Below are 15,692 nucleotides of genomic sequence, written 5' to 3' on the forward strand. Positions count from 1 at the left end.
ATGAGAATGAGACAAGGCAGGGAGCCACAGACAGTACAGATAGTACGGCAAGGCAAAGCAACGCAGTATCATTTTCTTTTTAAATGACTATAATGCGGCGTTTTACGAAAAAAGAATACTTGGTTGGGTTGTTGAAACGGTATATCTGCTGCCCCGTACAGTCTGCTGCCTTGCCCCGATTTGGTATGCTTCGGCGGTATATTGAGATAAGGAACTCAGGTGTTTGTCGGGCGGTGGGGCAATGTTTGATACCTGTTGCTGCAACAGCGTATGCAAATCCTGCCATGAGGTTTTGGGCAACAATCCGGCGGGTGGTGATTACGTTTGTTTTTAGTGGTAACGATGGGCGCGCACGCTGCATTGGTAAAGCATACAAAAAGCCGTCTGCAAAACAGGCATTTTGCAGACGGCCTTTTATTTCCGATTCAAAGCGGCGGATTAGTTGCTGCCGACTTTGATTTTTTGCCACAGGTTGACAGTCAGTTTTTTCGCGTCCGCGCCCATTTGCGGCATCACGAAACCGTCTTTCATGTCCTGCTCGTTCGGGAAGATGGAACGGGTGGCAACCAAGGCCGGATCCATTTTTTCGCGTGCAGGCAGGCTGGCCGGAGCGAAGGTTACGAAGTTACCGTTTTTGGCGGCAACATCGGCATCAAGTGTGTAGTTGATGTATTTGTGGGCGTTGGCGATGTTTTTCGCATCGGCGGGAATCAGCCAAGATTCAATCCAGAAGCCCATGCCTTTCGGGGTCAATACATCGATACCGACGTTGTTTTTCACTTCTTCCGAGCGGGCTTTGGCCATGTTCAGGTCGCCGCCGTTACCGGCTGCCAAGCATACGTCGCCGCGTGCCAGCTCGTCAATTACCGACGGGCTGAAGCGTTTTACGTCGGGACGGATTGCCTGCAGCACTTCGGCAGCGGCTTTGATGTCGTTGGCATTGGTGCCTTTCGGATCTTTGCCCAAGTAGTTCAGTACAATCGGGAACATTTCGCTGGGCGTATCCCACAGGGCGATGCCGCAAGATTTCAGCTTGTTGGTGTATTCGGGTTTGAAGAGCAAGTCCCAACCGTTTTCAGGCAGTTCGCCGCCGAGTGCTTCTTTACCTTTGGCGGTAATGGCAAGGGTGTTGACGCCGGAGAAGTAAGGTACGGCGTATTCGTTGCCCGGGTCGGCAGACTCCAGCATTTTCAACAGCTCGGGGTCGATGTTTTTATAGTTGGGAATCAGGTCTTTATTGACTTTTTGATAAGCGCCGGCTTCGATTTGGCGCGGCAGGAAAGCAATGCCGGGTACGACAAGGTCGTAGCCTGATTTGCCGGTCAGCATTTTGGCTTCCAGCGTTTCGTTGTTTTCATACAGGTCGTAGGTCAGCTTGAGGTTGTTGGCTTTTTTGAAGTCTTCAACAGTGGACTCATCGACGTAGTTCGACCAGTTGTAGATGTTCAGGGTGTCGGTAGCGGCGGCTTCGGCATTGGCAGCAGACGCGTTGTCGGCGGCGGCTTGAGGTTGCTCGGCTTTGTTGTCGCTACCGCCGCAGGCTGCAAGTGAAAGGGCGGCCAATACGGCTAATACGGATTTTTTCATACGGGTTGTTTTCCTGATGAAAGGGTTAGTGAAAAGATAACACACCTGCGCCCCAAAATACCCCGGCGCGGTGTGGGACTATTGTAAAGGCAAGCGTGATAAAAATCAAAGCAATATCGGCAATATGGGTGAAGGACGGTTTTGCAGACGGCCTTTGAAGGCGTCCGAATATGCGGGGGTGTGGTTTTTGGGAGAATGTCGGGCGCGTAAGGGGAGATTTCGGGAGAAAAGACTTGCATATAATGGTGTTTGTCTCTAAAATTGCGCGTTTACAGATATATTTTCTTCAGGAGTATTGAATATGGCAAACAGCGCACAAGCCCGCAAACGTGCCCGCCAATCGGTTAAACAACGTGCTCACAACGCCAGCTTGCGTACTGCTTTCCGCACTGCGGTTAAGAAAGTACTGAAAGCCGTTGAAGCAGGCGACAAGGCTGCTGCTCAAGCGGTTTACCAAGAGTCGGTTAAAGTCATCGACCGCATCGCCGACAAAGGCGTGTTCCACAAAAACAAAGCGGCGCGCCATAAGAGCCGTCTGTCTGCCAAAGTAAAAGCACTGGCTTAATCTTTCGCAGAAAACCCGTCGGTGCGCTCTGCACCTTCGTGATGCAAGTGCCCCTGACAAACGCTGTTTTGGTGTTCAGGGGCATTGCTGTATCTGTACGGCTTGTTTTGCAGACGGCTTTTTGAAGTTTTTCGGCAAAGGCCGTCTGCAAAATTCGATATACATTGAAAAATTTCTATGAAACCGACGTATTCTCTTGTATTGGGTGCAACTTTTGCGGCTGCTTTGCCGGCGGTTTGGGCAGAAGGTGCGGTGGCGCTGCATTGTACCGTCATCGACGACAATGCCTTGCGTTTGGCGTGTTATGACAAAATTTATGCGGCGCAACTGCCTCCCCGCCAAGTACCTGTTGCCGAAACGGCAGATGTGAAAGCACCGGTTGATTTAAAGGAAACGGTAAGCGCCAGCTTGGAAAACAAGGAAGCTACGATTGTATTCGACCGGAGCGCAGGGGTAACGGAGGAGGATTTGCAGACGGCAGCGGAGGCGTATACGCCTTTAAGCGTGATGTACGATTTGGATCAGAACGACAGCCGCGGTTTGCTGACCGTGCGCGAGCATAATCCGATGTACCTGATGCCGGTGTGGTACAACAGCAGCCCGAACCGCACGCCCCAATCGCCGACGCGCGGCATCACCATTGAAGATAAGTTTGCCGAACAAAAACGCCTTGAAACCAAAATGCAAGTGTCGTTCAAAAGCAAATTGATGGAAGATTTGTTTAAAACCCGCGCGGATTTATGGTTCGGCTATACCCAGAAGTCCGATTGGCAGGTGTACAACCAAGGCCGCAAGTCTGCGCCGTTCCGCAATACAGACTACGAGCCGGAGATTTTCATTACCCAGCCGGTAAAAGCCGATTTGCCGTTTGGCGGCAAGCTGCGTATGCTTGGGGCGGGTTTTGTGCATCAGTCCAACGGACAGAGCCGTCCCGAGTCGCGGTCGTGGAACAGGGTTTACGCCATGGCCGGCATGGAGTGGGGTAAGTTGACGGTGATTCCGCGCGTCTGGTTGCGTACCGATGTGGAAAACGGCAGTGATGATGACAATCCCGACATCAAAGACTATATGGGCTATGGCGATTTGAAGCTGCAATACCGCTTTAACGATAAGCAGAATATTGCGTCTGTTTTACGCTACAATCCGAAAACCGGTAAAGGCGCGGTAGAGGCGGCATATACCTTCCCGATTAAAGGTAAGCTCAAGGGCGTGGTGCGCGGCTTTCACGGCTACGGCGAAAGTCTGATTGACTACAACCACAAGCAAAACGGCATCGGTCTCGGCCTGATGTTCAACGATTGGGACGGTATTTAAGCCGGTTTGCAGCGTAATCGGCGGAGTGCAGGTCAAATAAGTGCGGAAAATTCTTCCACGGGTTTGCAGTGGTGCGAATTTGAGTGGGATAGGGCAAACAGAGCCTTGCAGAAATTGTTTTCTGTACTTCGCATCACCGATAGGCCGTCTGCAAAAAAGCAAAATGCCGGTATATCGGGAATATTTTCCGTGTCGGAACTCAGCCCGCCTGCACGCTTAAAAAATACTCGTTTCTTATTTCTCTAGCGCGTATAATGTCGCGTTTGCACACAATTTCCATCGAGAACAACATGGCAGAGCAACCGGCCGAAGGCGGCAAAGCAGCCAAGGCATTGAAAAAATATCTGATTACCGGCGTATTGGTATGGCTGCCCATTGCCGTAACCATTTGGGTGATTACCTATATCGTATCGGCTTCCGATCAGTTGATTAACCTGTTGCCGGCACATTGGCAGCCGAAGTATCTGATCGGCTACAACATTCCCGGCTTGGGCGTGATTGCCGCCGTCATCGTGCTGTTTGTTACCGGCCTGTTTGGTGCGAATGTATTGGGTAAGCGTATGCTTCAGGCATGGGACGGCCTTTTGGGGCGGATTCCGGTGGTCAAATCCATTTATTCCAGCGTTAAAAAAGTATCTGAGTCGCTGCTTTCCGACAGCAGCCGTTCGTTTAAAACACCGGTTCTCGTGCCGTTTCCGCAGCCCGATATTTGGACGCTGGCGTTTGTTTCCGGGCAGATTCCCGAATCGCTGGCCAAAGGCTTGCCGCAGGAAGAAGAATACGTTTCCGTGTATGTGCCGACCACGCCCAACCCCACCGGCGGCTATTACATCATGGTGAAAAAAAGCGACATCCGCGAAGTGGATATGACCGTGGACGAAGCCTTGAAATATGTGATTTCGCTGGGTATGGTGATGCCGGAAAAACCCGCGCCCAAAGCCCTGCCGGTGCAGGAAAAAGAAAATATGCCGTCTGTAAATTGACAGGAAGGCGGCTTCTTTTAAAACTTATCTGTAAAACAAACCGTTAACGATATTTTAAATCAAACACAAAAAGGTGATTTTATGCGTACCAACTATTGCGGCTTAATCAGCGAGCAATATTTAGACCAAACCGTAACCGTTAAAGGCTGGGTACACCGCCGCCGCGACCACGGCGGGGTGATTTTCATCGACTTGCGCGACCGCGAAGGCATCGTTCAAGTCGTGATTGACCCCGATACGCCCGAGGCTTTCCAAGCGGCCGATTCCGCCCGCAACGAATACGTTTTGAGCATTACCGGCCGTGTACGCAACCGCCCGGAAGGTACCACCAACGACAAAATGATTTCCGGCAAAATCGAAATTCTGGCCAAAGAAATCGAAGTATTGAATGCCGCCGCCACGCCGCCTTTCCAAATCGACGATGAAAACATCAGCGAAAACGTGCGCCTGCAAAACCGCGTTATTGACCTGCGCCGCCCTGTGATGCAGCGCAATTTGAAGCTGCGTTACCAAGTAGCGATGGGCGTGCGCCGCTACCTGGATGCACAGGGCTTTATCGACATCGAAACCCCGATGCTGACCCGTTCCACTCCCGAAGGCGCGCGCGACTATCTCGTGCCCAGCCGCGTACATCCGGGCGAATTTTTCGCGCTGCCGCAATCGCCGCAACTGTTCAAACAACTCTTGATGGTGGCCGGTTTCGACCGTTACTACCAAATCACCAAATGCTTCCGCGATGAAGATTTGCGCGCCGACCGCCAGCCCGAATTTACCCAAATCGACTTAGAAACCTCGTTTTTGAACGAGGACGAAATCATGGACATTACCGAAGGCATGGCCAAACAAGTGTTCAAAGACGCGTTGGGCGTGGATTTGGGCGATTTCCCGCGCATGCCTTATGCAGAAGCCATGTTTTATTACGGCTCCGATAAACCCGATATGCGCATCAGCCTGAAATTCACCGAACTGACTGATTTGATGAAAACGGAAGAATTCAAAGTCTTCCGTGGCGCAGCCGATATGAAAGGCGGCCGTGTGGCAGCCTTGCGCGTGCCGGGCGGTGCGAAATTAAGCCGTAAAGAAATCGACGAGTACACCAAGTTTGTCGGCATTTACGGCGCAAAAGGCTTGGCTTACATCAAAGTCAACGACGTAACCAATCTGAGCAACGGAGAAGACAGCGGCCTGCAATCTCCGATTGTGAAATTCCTGTCTGAAAACGCCCTGAAAGAAATCATCGGGCGCACCGGCGCGCAAAACGGCGACATCATCTTCTTCGGCGCGGACAAAGCCAAAATCGTCAATGAAGCCATCGGTGCCTTGCGCATCAAAGTCGGCTTGGAACACGGCGCGGAAAACGGTTACTTTACCGACGAATGGAAACCGCTGTGGGTAGTCGATTTCCCGATGTTCGAATACGACGAAGAAAACGACCGCTATGCCGCGATGCACCATCCGTTTACCTCGCCGAAACCGGGCCATGAAGATTTGATGGCAAGCGATCCGGAAAACTGCTTGGCACGCGCCTACGATATGGTTTTGAACGGCTGGGAAATCGGCGGCGGTTCTATCCGTATCCACCGTGCCGAAGTTCAGGAAAAAGTATTTGCCGCTCTGAAAATCACACCGGAAGAGCAGCAAAACAAATTCGGCTTCCTGCTCGACAACCTGAAATTCGGTGCGCCTCCGCACGGCGGCTTGGCCTTCGGTCTCGACCGTTTGGTGACGCTGATGACCGGCGCGGAGTCTATCCGCGATGTGATTGCCTTCCCGAAAACCCAACGCGCCCAATGTCTGCTGACCAATGCGCCGAATGCGGTTGACGATAAGCAACTGCGCGAATTGAGCCTGCGCCTGCGTCAAAAAGCAACGGAAAATAAAGAAGCGTAATTCATACTCAAAACAAGCCGTCTGCAAAATCATGTGTAAACGAGAAAGTGCGTACACCTGATTTTGCAGACGGCTTTTTATAGTCATTTAAAATAAGAATGATACAGCGTTGCTTTGCCTTGCCGTACTATGTGTACTGTCTGCGGCTTCGCTGCCTTGTCTCATTCTTATTTTATTCGACTATATGATGAAATGTGGCGGATAAGCAGAAAACGGATAAGTTGCCGTTTCAATTTGAATGAAAAACGGAATAAATAAGGCTGTTTTGTTGCATGTTGTGTTATGCGGCAATAAAAAAGGCCGTCTGCAAAACTATGTTTAAATTTGCAGACGGCCTTTTTTCAAGTAGGATTGATATGGCTGTTTGGCGCAGAATGCTACATCGTTGCCGCCCTTGCACAAAGAGGGTTTGGGCAAGTCCAAGTTACTGAAACGGCAAGTCTGCCGGCCTGTACCATTTGTGTAATCCGTACAGTTTGCGGTTTTGCCGATGGTCTCACGCTGCATGGTTGAACCATAATTTGCATGGCTTATTTTTTACCTCCTTATCCTGCTTTGTGTGGTCAGTTTATAAAAAAGGCCGTCTGCAAAATTATATTTAAATTTGCAGACGGCCTTTGGGGAGAATAAAACGCTTAACGTGCGGGAACAGTACCCATGCGCTGTTTCAATGAAGTTTGCGGTTCATTGAACAGGCTGGCGTAATAAGTGGCATTGGTCATGACTTTTTTCACATAGTCGCGCGTTTCGTTGAACGGAATGGTTTCGGCATAAATCGCACCTTCCAACGGCGTATTCGCCTGCCATCTGCGCGCGCGGCTCGGGCCGGCGTTATAGCCTGCCGTTGCCATCACTTCGTTGTTTTGCAGACGGCGGCGTGCATCTGCCATATACCATGTACCCATGCGGATATTTCCGTCCATGGTATAAAGTTCGCTGCTGTTCATGCCGATTTTGCCGGCGATTTCCCGAGCAGTGGCGGGCATGACCTGCATCAGACCTTGTGCGCCGACGTGCGATTGCGCGCCCATTACAAACCGGCTTTCTTGGCGGATTAGCCCGTAAACCCAAGCGGGATCGACGCCGGCTTGTGCGGCATAGCGGACGGTGGTGTCCTTAAACGGAGAAAGATAGCGCAGATTGTAGTTCAGCTTGTGGTCGGTGCGGTCGGCATTGTTGATGGCCATGTCGTAAAACTGATTGTCGTAGGCAACTTGTGCGGCGGTCAGCAGGTTGTCTTCGCTGAATCCGCGTGTGGCAAAACGCCATTCTGCTTGGGCTTGCGAGCGCATTTTGCTGTTGCCTGTTGCCTGTGCGGTTTTGAACAGCACCAAAGCACGGTTGATGGCACCGTCTTTCGCCATGCGGTTGACATCGCTGCGACGGGCATCGGCAACATTGTTTTGGGTGCTTACGCGGCGGCCGAGTTCTTCCATGGCCATCAAAGCGTAGAAATTGCGGCCGGAAGCAGCAGCTTTCTCATACAATGGTTTGGCGCGGCTGCCGTTGCCCAGAGCGGCATGGCTGCGGGCCAGCCAATATTGCCAAGTCGGGTTGTTTTGCAGTTTGGCGGGCATGGATTGGATAATGCCGGCCAATTCGCCCCAGCGTTGCAAACGCAAAGCTGCTCGTGCATACCATTCAAGTTGTTCGTCGGTAAGTTGTTTGCGGTCGGATACGCGGTTGTAGTAGCTCAGGGCGGTTGCCATATTTTGGCTTTGCGCCTGATAGTGTCCCAGTACGCCCCAAGCAAAATCTGCTTGTGCGCGGGTCAAATTGCTTTCCATGGCAGACAGGGTAGAGGCTGCGGAAGCGGATTTGCGGGCATTTTTACCGATAACGCTCAACAAGCTGTATTCCTGAGTACCTTGTACGCTGCCGTCCAGCGGATTGCCTAATGCGGCAGCAAGGTTGCGCGCATCGGTGGTTTGGCTGTTGGAAAGCAGACCGCGCACGCGCCGCCATGCGTCATCGGTGTTCAGGCGGCCGGAAGCGGCAGCGGCTTCAACCAAACGGGTGCAGCCTGCGGGCAGGCGGCCGGTTGCTTTGACCAGCTCCGCTGCCTTGCTGTAATCACCGTTGTGCAAATCGGCATAGCATTGGACTTCTTGCGCTCTGCCTTGGGCGTTCAGTTTTTTGTATTCGGTTTGGAATGTTGACCATTGACCGCGTGCGCCGAGGTTTTTCAGCCATTCGTTGCGGACGTTTTCCGCCATCGCGCTGTCGCCGGCCTGTGCTAAAAATTGCTGCGGCAGCATATCGTCCCCGCGTTTGGCGGCATCCAAGGCACTTTGATATTGGCTGAAATCGGACAATATTTTGGCTTCCGATTCGCTGTGCCGGTTCGGAATACTGTCGGACGGGCGGTTTGCGGTTTGGACTTCAGGGGCGGCAGCAGGTTGGTTGTTGCTGGAGCAGGCTGCCAAAAGTGAAGCGGCAAGCAGGGTAAGGGATACGGTCAAGGTGGGATTGAACTTCATGACGGCTTTCTGATTAGAGGTTAATCGCGGCATTTTAAATGATTTTGCCGAGTGTTGTCGGTGGAAGGCGGAATTTTACATTGTAAAATAAAGGAAAATTTGCCCGAGTGCGGCTGCGTGGGAACGGCTGTGGTCGGGAATTTGTCTGCATTCAGTCTGAAACGGGGCGGGCAGGACATGATTTGTTTGATGTGGCTGCACTATGCCTGATTTGCAGACGGCCTTGCTGCACGTTTGTTGGAATTTCAGCGATTCACCGCGCATGATTTATTGTCAATATATTCGGTTTCGTATCAACAGGCCGTCTGCATTTTGGGCAAACTTTTATTGCTCTTCCCTCGTTTATACATGCAGCGGGAAAATTGTTTACAGCAGCCCGGCAAATTCAAAAAATGCCCGATATGCGGCGGTTTTTTTATCCAAACTCAAGGGATAGGCGCGTGAAGTAGAGGGTAGGCGTGTCAGAGTCAGTTTTCTATTGGCAAACGGAAAATCGATGGTTTCGCCGGTTTTCGGCAGCTTGATTTTGCTATCCGACAGTCCAAGCAGGATTTCCGTTGCCTTGCCGCCGGTGGTGCAGATATGGCGGCAATCCGGCATCTGCTTTAACACATCTGCCAGCGGTACGGCTTCGACAACTTGCAGGAATTTGTCGGACGCATTGTCTTGAGTGCGTATGGCTTTCCAAACGGTGGGGCAGGAGGCAATGCCGCGTTCGTTGAGAAAAGCGGTAATTTTATCGCCGTCAAATGCTTTTGCAGACGGCCTTTTGAAATAATCCGCATCGTCAAAAAAGATACGCCCGAACACGCGCCACATATCATTTTGGAAATTCGGATAGTGAAACTGCATGGCGCGTTTGTCGTCTTTGGGGGGAAACGTACCCATCATCATGACCGTGGCTTGGGGCGGTAAAACGGGCGGGAAGGGGTGGGTTTCGATTTCGGGCATGGGGAGCTTTCTTTAGAATGGAAATGACGTTTTTCAGCTTTACAACAACGCAAGGTTCGGGAAAATTTTCCTATCTGAGCACAAAATGTTCTGCCAAAATGCGGCAACCGTCGGCCAATAAAGGCAAGCAGCCTATGATGGCAGGAAGCAGCAGGTATTTTATCTGTTTTTCCGCCTTCCACATTTGATCGGCATTGGTGGCAACAAAATAAATCCACGATGTACCCGCTACCCATACCATCAGCCAAAGCACCCACTCGTTTCCCGCTTCAAATACAACACCGGATAGCAACCGATACGGTAAAAGAAGAAAAAACTGTATCAGCATCACAGACAAGGCCGTCTGCTTACTGCTGAAGTTAACCGCTTTCCCGTTCTTATAAAGAAAAGAATCAAGCAATATCCTGATGGCCTGATACCAAACATAATAAAATAAGAGTGCTGCCGGCAAAAGCAGCCATGCCGCATACTCAACCGCGAAAAACGGTGTCACGAAACCGCCCCGACAAACGCCCTAATCTTCGCATGGTCTTTCACCCCGCCGCGCTCTTCCACGCCGCCGGATACGTCCACCGCCGCTGCGCCGCTGATGCGGACAGCTTCGGCGACGTTTTCGGGAGTCAGGCCGCCGGCGAGTATCCACGGCTTGCCTGTGTATTCGCGCAATAAGTTCCAATCAAACTGCAAGCCCGTGCCGCCGTATTCTTCGGGGTGGTACGCATCGAACAAAATGGCCCGGGCGTGGGGAAAACGCGCCGAGGCCGTCTGAATATCGGCTGCTCCGCGCACGCGCACGGCTTTGAGATAGGGGCGGTCGAATTGGCGGCAGAAATCATCGTCTTCATCGCCGTGAAACTGAATCACATCAATGGGCACTTGGCGCAAAATCTTGCGGATGGTGTCCGCCGTTTCGTTGACAAACAAAGCGACTACGCTGATGAAAGGCGGCAGCGCATTCACGACGGCTTGCGCTTGGGCAATGGTTACGGCGCGTTTGCTTTTGGCGTAAAACACCAAGCCGACTGCATCGGCACCGGCTTGCGCGGCGGCTCGTGCGTCTTCAGGGCGGGTAATGCCGCAGATTTTGGTACGGACGGTCATGTTTTTCCTTTGCTGATGAAAGATGGCAGATGTGGTGTTGTTATTTGCTTGTTTTAAAAAGGATATTCATGAGGTGGTTCGGGCAGGGTGTTCTTCCTGCCTGTATTTTGCAGACGGCCTTATTATAGGGGAAGAGGGGTGCGGGTGCAGCAGTATTCTTTCCCGTAGGACACAATCGGGTATAATCGTTGTTGAATGCTGCCTTTGTGCGGCGATTTTAGGAAAAGTTATGAACCCTGAAAACCCGAATCCGCTTCCGCCGCGCGCATCGTTGCGGCAGAACAGTATTTATCTGCTGCCTAATTCGTTTACGATTGCGGCATTATTTTCAGCTTTCTACGCCATTACCCAATCTATGCACGGCAAATATGAAGTGGCGGCGATTGCGGTGTTTATTTCCATGCTGCTGGACGGCATGGACGGCCGCGTGGCGCGCTGGACCAACAGCCAAAGCGCTTTCGGCGAGCAGCTCGACAGCTTGGCGGATATGGTCAGTTTCGGCGTTGCTCCTGCGCTGATTGCTTATAAATGGCAGCTTTGGCAGTTTGGGCAGGTCGGTTATTCGGTGGCTTTTATTTATTGTGCGTGTGCCGCGTTGCGTTTGGCGTTGTTCAATACTTTAATCGGTAAGGTGGACAAACGCTGGTTTATCGGCATTCCCAGCCCGACGGCGGCGGCGTTGATTGTCGGGCTGATTTGGGTAAACCACAGCGTCGAGCGTTTTCCCGCGGTGGAATGGTGGGCTTTGGGCATTACGTTGTTTGCCGGTATTTCGATGATTGTGCAGATTCCGTTTTGGAGTTTTAAAGAAATCAATATCCGCCGCAAAGTGCCGTTTATGGGCATGGTCGGGGCGGTGCTGGTGCTGCTGTTGGTCACTTGGGAACCTTCGCTGGTGCTGTTTCTGTTTTTCTTCGGTTACAGCCTGTCGGGTTATGTGATGGCGTTGCGCCGTCTGCTGGGCAAACGCAAGGCCGTCTGAAAAATGTGGCAATGGGATATCGTGCCGGTTATGCTGGCGGTCGGTGCGCTGTCGGGGCTGACGGCAGGATTGTTCGGGGTCGGCGGCGGTTTGGTTTTGGTACCGGCCATGTTGTGGATTTTCCAGCTTCAGGGTTGGGAAGGGGCACACAGCCAGCACGTTGCCATCGGTACGGCGTTTGCGGTCATGGTGTGTACGACCTTGTCCGGCGTTTGGGCGCAGCATAAAAGGCAGGCGGTAGACTGGAAAACGGTAGGGCTGATGGTGCCGGGCATGGTGTGCGGGACGCTGGCGGGTTCGATGGTGGCGAAATATCTGCCGAATGATGTTTTGCAGGTGTTTTTTATCGTGTTTGCCGTTGCGATGGCGGTTAAGGTGTTGGCGGATGTCAAACCCAAACCTTCGCGCAGTTTGCCGAACAAAGCGGCTTTGGCGGGAATCGGCGGTGTGTTCGGCATGGTTTCCAGTTGGGTCGGTATCGGCGGCGGTTCGCTTTCCGTACCGTTTTTATTGTATTGCAATGTGCCGGTACACCGCGCGGTTGGTACATCTTCGGGCTTGGCATGGCCGATTGCGCTGGCGGGGGCTTTGGGCTATCTGGTTGCGGGTTGGTATGTGGAAGGATTGCCCGACGGGACTTTGGGTTTTTGGTATCTTCCGGCGGTGGCGATTTTGGGCGCGACAACGGTATTGTTTGCGCCTGTCGGGGTCAAATTGGCGCACCGTTTGCCGGACAAGCGTTTGAAACAGGCGTTCGGTTGCCTGCTGCTGTTTATCGCGCTGCGGATGTTATGGCGTATGTGGACGGAATAAACGCGGATATTTGGGAAAAGGCCGTCTGTAAAATGCGTTGGCAATAGAGTTTGCTGCATTTTACAGACGGCCTTTTGATGTTTGAGCCGGTGGTTTCGATGAATCAGGCGTTGGTTTTTAACGCTGCGGCTTCACGGGCGAGACGGGTGATGGTATCCCAATCTTTGTTTTGCACGGCGGTTTTCGGGGTCAGCCACGAGCCGCCTACACACAAAACATTCGGCAGGGCGAGGTATTCGGGCGCGGATTCGAGCGTAATGCCGCCGGTGGGGCAGAAACGGACATCGGCATAAGGGCCGTAGAGGGCTTTGAGCATGGCTTTGCCGCCGACTACTTCTGCAGGGAAGAGCTTGAGGGTGTCGATGCCGTGTTCCAAAGCCAGCTGTACTTCGCCCGGGGTGGCAACGCCGGGAATCAGAGGAATGCCGCTGTTGTGGCTGGCTTTGGCCAGAGATTCGTGCAAGCCGGGGCTGATGGCAAATACCGCGCCTGCATCTTCGACTGCTTTGAGCTGTTCGGAATTGGTTACAGTACCTGCGCCAACAATGGCTTGCGGTACTTCTTTGGCAATCAGGCGGATGGCTTCGACGGCAACCGGAGTACGCAGGGTGATTTCCAAGGTGGGAATGCCGCCTGCTACCAAGGCGTGTGCCAAATCGACGGCGGTGTGCAAATCGTCAACCGCCATAACGGGAACGACTGCACCTGCGCTCAGGATTTCGCGTGGAGTGAGTTGGGACATATTCAGTCTCCTTAATCAAATCATTGGATTTGCAGACGGCATAAAAGAGGATAAAGGCCGTCTGCAAAATAATGCAATATGCCGTGTGATGGATACGGTATCAGGCAAACTCGCCGCCGAAGCTCATCGCGCCGGTTTCTGCGCTGCTGGCCAGAGCGCGGAAGTTGGCGAACAGTTCGCGGCCGCAACCTTGCCGGTTGGCGTTTAAATCGGCGGTTTCGGTTTCGCGGGCGTTCCATTCGTTTTCGCTGACCAAAACATTTAATTCGCCGGTTACGGAATCGAAACGGATTAAGTCGCCGGTGCGGATTTTGCCGATGCCGCCGCCCATCAGTGCTTCGGGCGTAATGTGGATGGCGGCAGGCACTTTGCCCGATGCGCCGGACATTCGGCCGTCGGTAAGGAGGGCGACTTTGAAGCCGCGGTCTTGCAAAATACCCAAAGGCGGCGTGAGCTTGTGCAATTCGGGCATACCGTTGGCGCGGGGGCCTTGGTAACGAACCACGCAGACAAAATCACGCTCGAGTTCTCCACGCTCGAATGCTTCCAATACTTCGCGCTGGTCGTTGAACACGATGGCGGGCGCTTCGATGATGCGGCAGCCTTCACGAATGGCGGAAACTTTGATGACCCCGCGGCCGATATTGCCTTTCATCAGGCGCAGACCGCCGTCGGGTGAAAACGGATTATCGGCTTTACGCAGGATTTCTTCATTGCCGCTTTCTTGAGGCACGTCGCGCCATTCGAGTTTGCCGTCAATCAAGAACGGTTCTTTGGTGTAGTGGCGCATACCGCGACCGACTACCGTGTCCACATCGTCATGCAGCAGGCCGGCATCCAGCAGCTCGCGGATAACGAAAGGCAGACCGCCGGCAGCGGCAAAGTGGTTGACATCGGCTTTGCCGTTCGGATAAACGCGGATCAAGAGCGGAATAATGGAAGAGATTTCGTCAAAATCGTTCCAATTCAAAATCACGCCGGCTGCACGCGCCATGGCGACCAAGTGCATGGTGTGGTTGGTCGAGCCGCCGGTGGCCATTAAGCCTATCAGTGCGTTGATAAATGATTTTTCCGTCAGCATTTCGCCGAAAGGTTTTGCCGTGCCGTTGCGGATACCTTGTGCCAGATGTGCAGCACCGTAGCGGGTAAGGGCTTCGCGCATTTCGGTGTAAGGGTGGACGAAGGCGGCGGCCGGCAGGTGTACGCCCATCAGCTCCATCATCATTTGGTTGGAATTGGCCGTTCCGTAAAAGGTACAGGTGCCGGGGCTGTGGTATGAACCCATTTCGCTTTCCAGCAAGGCCTCTCTGCCGACTTTGCCTTCCGCAAATAATTGGCGGGTACGGGCTTTTTCTTTATTGCCGATGCCGCTGGACATCGGGCCGGCCGGCAGGAACAAGCCGGGAATGTGGCCGAACGACAATGCACCGATCATCAGGCCGGGAACGATTTTGTCGCACACACCCATATAGAGACTGCCGTCGAACATTTGGTGCGACATGGCGATTGCGGTGCTCATGGCGATGACATCGCGGGAAAACAGCGACAGCTCCATGCCGGCATAGCCTTGGGTAATGCCGTCGCACATGGCGGGTGCGCCGCCGGCAACCTGTGCGGTTGCTCCGTATTTCTGCGCTTCGTCTTTAATCCAATCGGGGAAATCTTTAAACGGCTGGTGTGCGGAAACCATGTCGTTGTAGGTGGTAACGATGCCTAAGTTCGGTACGGTTTCCTGCAACATTTCGATTTTGATGGATTTGGGCATGGAAGCATAACCGTGCGCCAAATTGCTGCAACCGAGTTGGCTGCGTTCCAGATGGCCTTGCTGTTTGGCATTGCGGATTTTGGCGAGGTATTTTTCGCGGGTAGGGCGGCTGCGCTCGATAATACGTTGAGTTATCTCGGCTAATTTCGGGTGGAGTGGGGTGGTGCTCATGGTTCGGTCGCCTTTCAATGGGGAGGTCAACGGAAAATTTGCGGTTGCGGCCTGCTTCATGCCGTCTGCAAAACGGTGTGGCGGTTGTGAGATAGGGGTATGCGGCAGATTTTTTATTCTGCCGGACGTTATGTCGGGATATTATAATACAAATATTGTAGTTTTGTTACAGTAATATGATTGCCGTTGAAATTTGATTTAATCCGAAACGGAAAAAATGCAGACGGCAAGGCAGAGAAATTTTTTAAACTTAAGTCAAATAAATTCTGCAAAACAGGATAGACAAACCGTGTAGCCCTGTGTAGTATTACTACTCGTTTACCGGCAGGTCTGCATGGTTGCCCGATT

Annotated in this window: 14 protein-coding genes; 6 read left to right on the forward strand and 8 right to left on the reverse strand. The window is 52.6% G+C overall.

Features of this window, described 5'->3' with window-relative positions:
* Window positions 1-79: 79 nt before the first annotated feature.
* Both EL111_RS10485 and EL111_RS02790 read right to left on the reverse strand, forming a co-directional pair.
* A complete protein-coding gene (locus tag EL111_RS10485) occupies window positions 80-469 on the reverse strand; it encodes a hypothetical protein (RefSeq protein ID WP_123795488.1) in 390 nt (129 codons plus the stop codon).
* Window positions 439-1,587: an extracellular solute-binding protein gene (locus EL111_RS02790; RefSeq protein WP_123795487.1), complete on the reverse strand. Its 1,149-nt coding sequence runs from the start codon at window positions 1,585-1,587 to the stop codon at window positions 439-441. The genes EL111_RS10485 and EL111_RS02790 overlap by 31 nt, the downstream gene beginning before the upstream one ends.
* Window positions 1,588-1,888: 301 nt before the next feature.
* On the opposite strand from EL111_RS02790, the gene rpsT reads away from it, so the two are divergent.
* From rpsT to aspS, 4 genes are all read left to right on the forward strand, one after another.
* Complete coding sequence (gene rpsT / locus EL111_RS02795) at window positions 1,889-2,152, forward strand: 30S ribosomal protein S20 (RefSeq protein WP_002212556.1); 264 nt, start codon at window positions 1,889-1,891, stop codon at window positions 2,150-2,152.
* A gap of 177 nt (window positions 2,153-2,329) precedes the next feature.
* The gene (locus EL111_RS02800; protein WP_123795486.1) at window positions 2,330-3,466 is read left to right on the forward strand and encodes a phospholipase A; all 1,137 of its coding nucleotides are present in this window, start codon (window positions 2,330-2,332) and stop codon (window positions 3,464-3,466) included.
* A gap of 290 nt (window positions 3,467-3,756) precedes the next feature.
* Window positions 3,757-4,449 carry a DUF502 domain-containing protein gene (locus tag EL111_RS02805; RefSeq protein ID WP_123795485.1) on the forward strand — a complete coding sequence of 231 codons (693 nt, stop codon included), beginning with the start codon at window positions 3,757-3,759 and terminating at the stop codon, window positions 4,447-4,449.
* Between the two features lie 81 nt (window positions 4,450-4,530).
* Window positions 4,531-6,339, forward strand: coding sequence for an aspartate--tRNA ligase (aspS, locus tag EL111_RS02810; RefSeq protein ID WP_123795484.1), 1,809 nt, complete (start codon window positions 4,531-4,533; stop codon window positions 6,337-6,339).
* Between the two features lie 635 nt (window positions 6,340-6,974).
* On the opposite strand, the gene EL111_RS02815 is transcribed toward aspS, so the two are convergent.
* The 4 genes from EL111_RS02815 to EL111_RS02830 all read right to left on the reverse strand — a co-directional run bounded on the left by EL111_RS02815 (window position 6,975) and on the right by EL111_RS02830 (window position 10,871).
* Window positions 6,975-8,819 carry a lytic transglycosylase domain-containing protein gene (locus EL111_RS02815; protein ID WP_123795483.1) on the reverse strand — a complete coding sequence of 615 codons (1,845 nt, stop codon included), beginning with the start codon at window positions 8,817-8,819 and terminating at the stop codon, window positions 6,975-6,977.
* Between the two features lie 366 nt (window positions 8,820-9,185).
* Window positions 9,186-9,770, reverse strand: a complete 585-nt coding sequence (locus tag EL111_RS02820) for a DNA glycosylase (protein WP_123795482.1) — start codon at window positions 9,768-9,770, stop codon at window positions 9,186-9,188.
* Between the two features lie 70 nt (window positions 9,771-9,840).
* On the reverse strand, window positions 9,841-10,263 hold the full coding sequence (locus tag EL111_RS02825; RefSeq protein WP_123795481.1) for a hypothetical protein: 423 nt from the start codon (window positions 10,261-10,263) through the stop codon (window positions 9,841-9,843).
* Window positions 10,260-10,871, reverse strand: coding sequence for a phosphoribosylanthranilate isomerase (locus EL111_RS02830; protein WP_123795480.1), 612 nt, complete (start codon window positions 10,869-10,871; stop codon window positions 10,260-10,262). The genes EL111_RS02825 and EL111_RS02830 overlap by 4 nt, the downstream gene beginning before the upstream one ends.
* Window positions 10,872-11,100: 229 nt before the next feature.
* On the opposite strand from EL111_RS02830, the gene pssA reads away from it, so the two are divergent.
* Both pssA and EL111_RS02840 read left to right on the forward strand, forming a co-directional pair.
* Window positions 11,101-11,853: a CDP-diacylglycerol--serine O-phosphatidyltransferase gene (pssA, locus tag EL111_RS02835; protein WP_123795479.1), complete on the forward strand. Its 753-nt coding sequence runs from the start codon at window positions 11,101-11,103 to the stop codon at window positions 11,851-11,853.
* A 3-nt stretch (window positions 11,854-11,856) separates the two neighbouring features.
* A complete protein-coding gene (locus tag EL111_RS02840) occupies window positions 11,857-12,666 on the forward strand; it encodes a sulfite exporter TauE/SafE family protein (RefSeq protein WP_123795478.1) in 810 nt (269 codons plus the stop codon).
* 103 nt (window positions 12,667-12,769) lie between these two features.
* On the opposite strand, the gene EL111_RS02845 is transcribed toward EL111_RS02840, so the two are convergent.
* Both EL111_RS02845 and edd read right to left on the reverse strand, forming a co-directional pair.
* Window positions 12,770-13,408 carry a bifunctional 4-hydroxy-2-oxoglutarate aldolase/2-dehydro-3-deoxy-phosphogluconate aldolase gene (locus EL111_RS02845; protein ID WP_123795477.1) on the reverse strand — a complete coding sequence of 213 codons (639 nt, stop codon included), beginning with the start codon at window positions 13,406-13,408 and terminating at the stop codon, window positions 12,770-12,772.
* A 100-nt stretch (window positions 13,409-13,508) separates the two neighbouring features.
* Complete coding sequence (gene edd, locus EL111_RS02850; protein WP_123795476.1) at window positions 13,509-15,344, reverse strand: phosphogluconate dehydratase; 1,836 nt, start codon at window positions 15,342-15,344, stop codon at window positions 13,509-13,511.
* Window positions 15,345-15,692 lie beyond the last annotated feature (348 nt).

The sequence above is a fragment of the Neisseria animalis genome (assembly GCF_900636515.1).
GTDB lineage: Bacteria > Pseudomonadota > Gammaproteobacteria > Burkholderiales > Neisseriaceae > Neisseria > Neisseria animalis.

Coding starts and splice junctions, on each gene's coding strand:
- EL111_RS02790 (WP_123795487.1), bottom strand. CDS start 1,587: ATGAAAAAATCCGTATTAGCCGTATTGGCCGCCCTTTCACTTGCAGCC.
- rpsT (WP_002212556.1), top strand. CDS start 1,889: ATGGCAAACAGCGCACAAGCCCGCAAACGTGCCCGCCAATCGGTTAAA.
- EL111_RS02800 (WP_123795486.1), top strand. CDS start 2,330: ATGAAACCGACGTATTCTCTTGTATTGGGTGCAACTTTTGCGGCTGCT.
- EL111_RS02805 (WP_123795485.1), top strand. CDS start 3,757: ATGGCAGAGCAACCGGCCGAAGGCGGCAAAGCAGCCAAGGCATTGAAA.
- aspS (WP_123795484.1), top strand. CDS start 4,531: ATGCGTACCAACTATTGCGGCTTAATCAGCGAGCAATATTTAGACCAA.
- EL111_RS02815 (WP_123795483.1), bottom strand. CDS start 8,819: ATGAAGTTCAATCCCACCTTGACCGTATCCCTTACCCTGCTTGCCGCT.
- EL111_RS02820 (WP_123795482.1), bottom strand. CDS start 9,770: ATGCCCGAAATCGAAACCCACCCCTTCCCGCCCGTTTTACCGCCCCAA.
- EL111_RS02830 (WP_123795480.1), bottom strand. CDS start 10,871: ATGACCGTCCGTACCAAAATCTGCGGCATTACCCGCCCTGAAGACGCA.
- pssA (WP_123795479.1), top strand. CDS start 11,101: ATGAACCCTGAAAACCCGAATCCGCTTCCGCCGCGCGCATCGTTGCGG.
- EL111_RS02840 (WP_123795478.1), top strand. CDS start 11,857: ATGTGGCAATGGGATATCGTGCCGGTTATGCTGGCGGTCGGTGCGCTG.
- EL111_RS02845 (WP_123795477.1), bottom strand. CDS start 13,408: ATGTCCCAACTCACTCCACGCGAAATCCTGAGCGCAGGTGCAGTCGTT.
- edd (WP_123795476.1), bottom strand. CDS start 15,344: ATGAGCACCACCCCACTCCACCCGAAATTAGCCGAGATAACTCAACGT.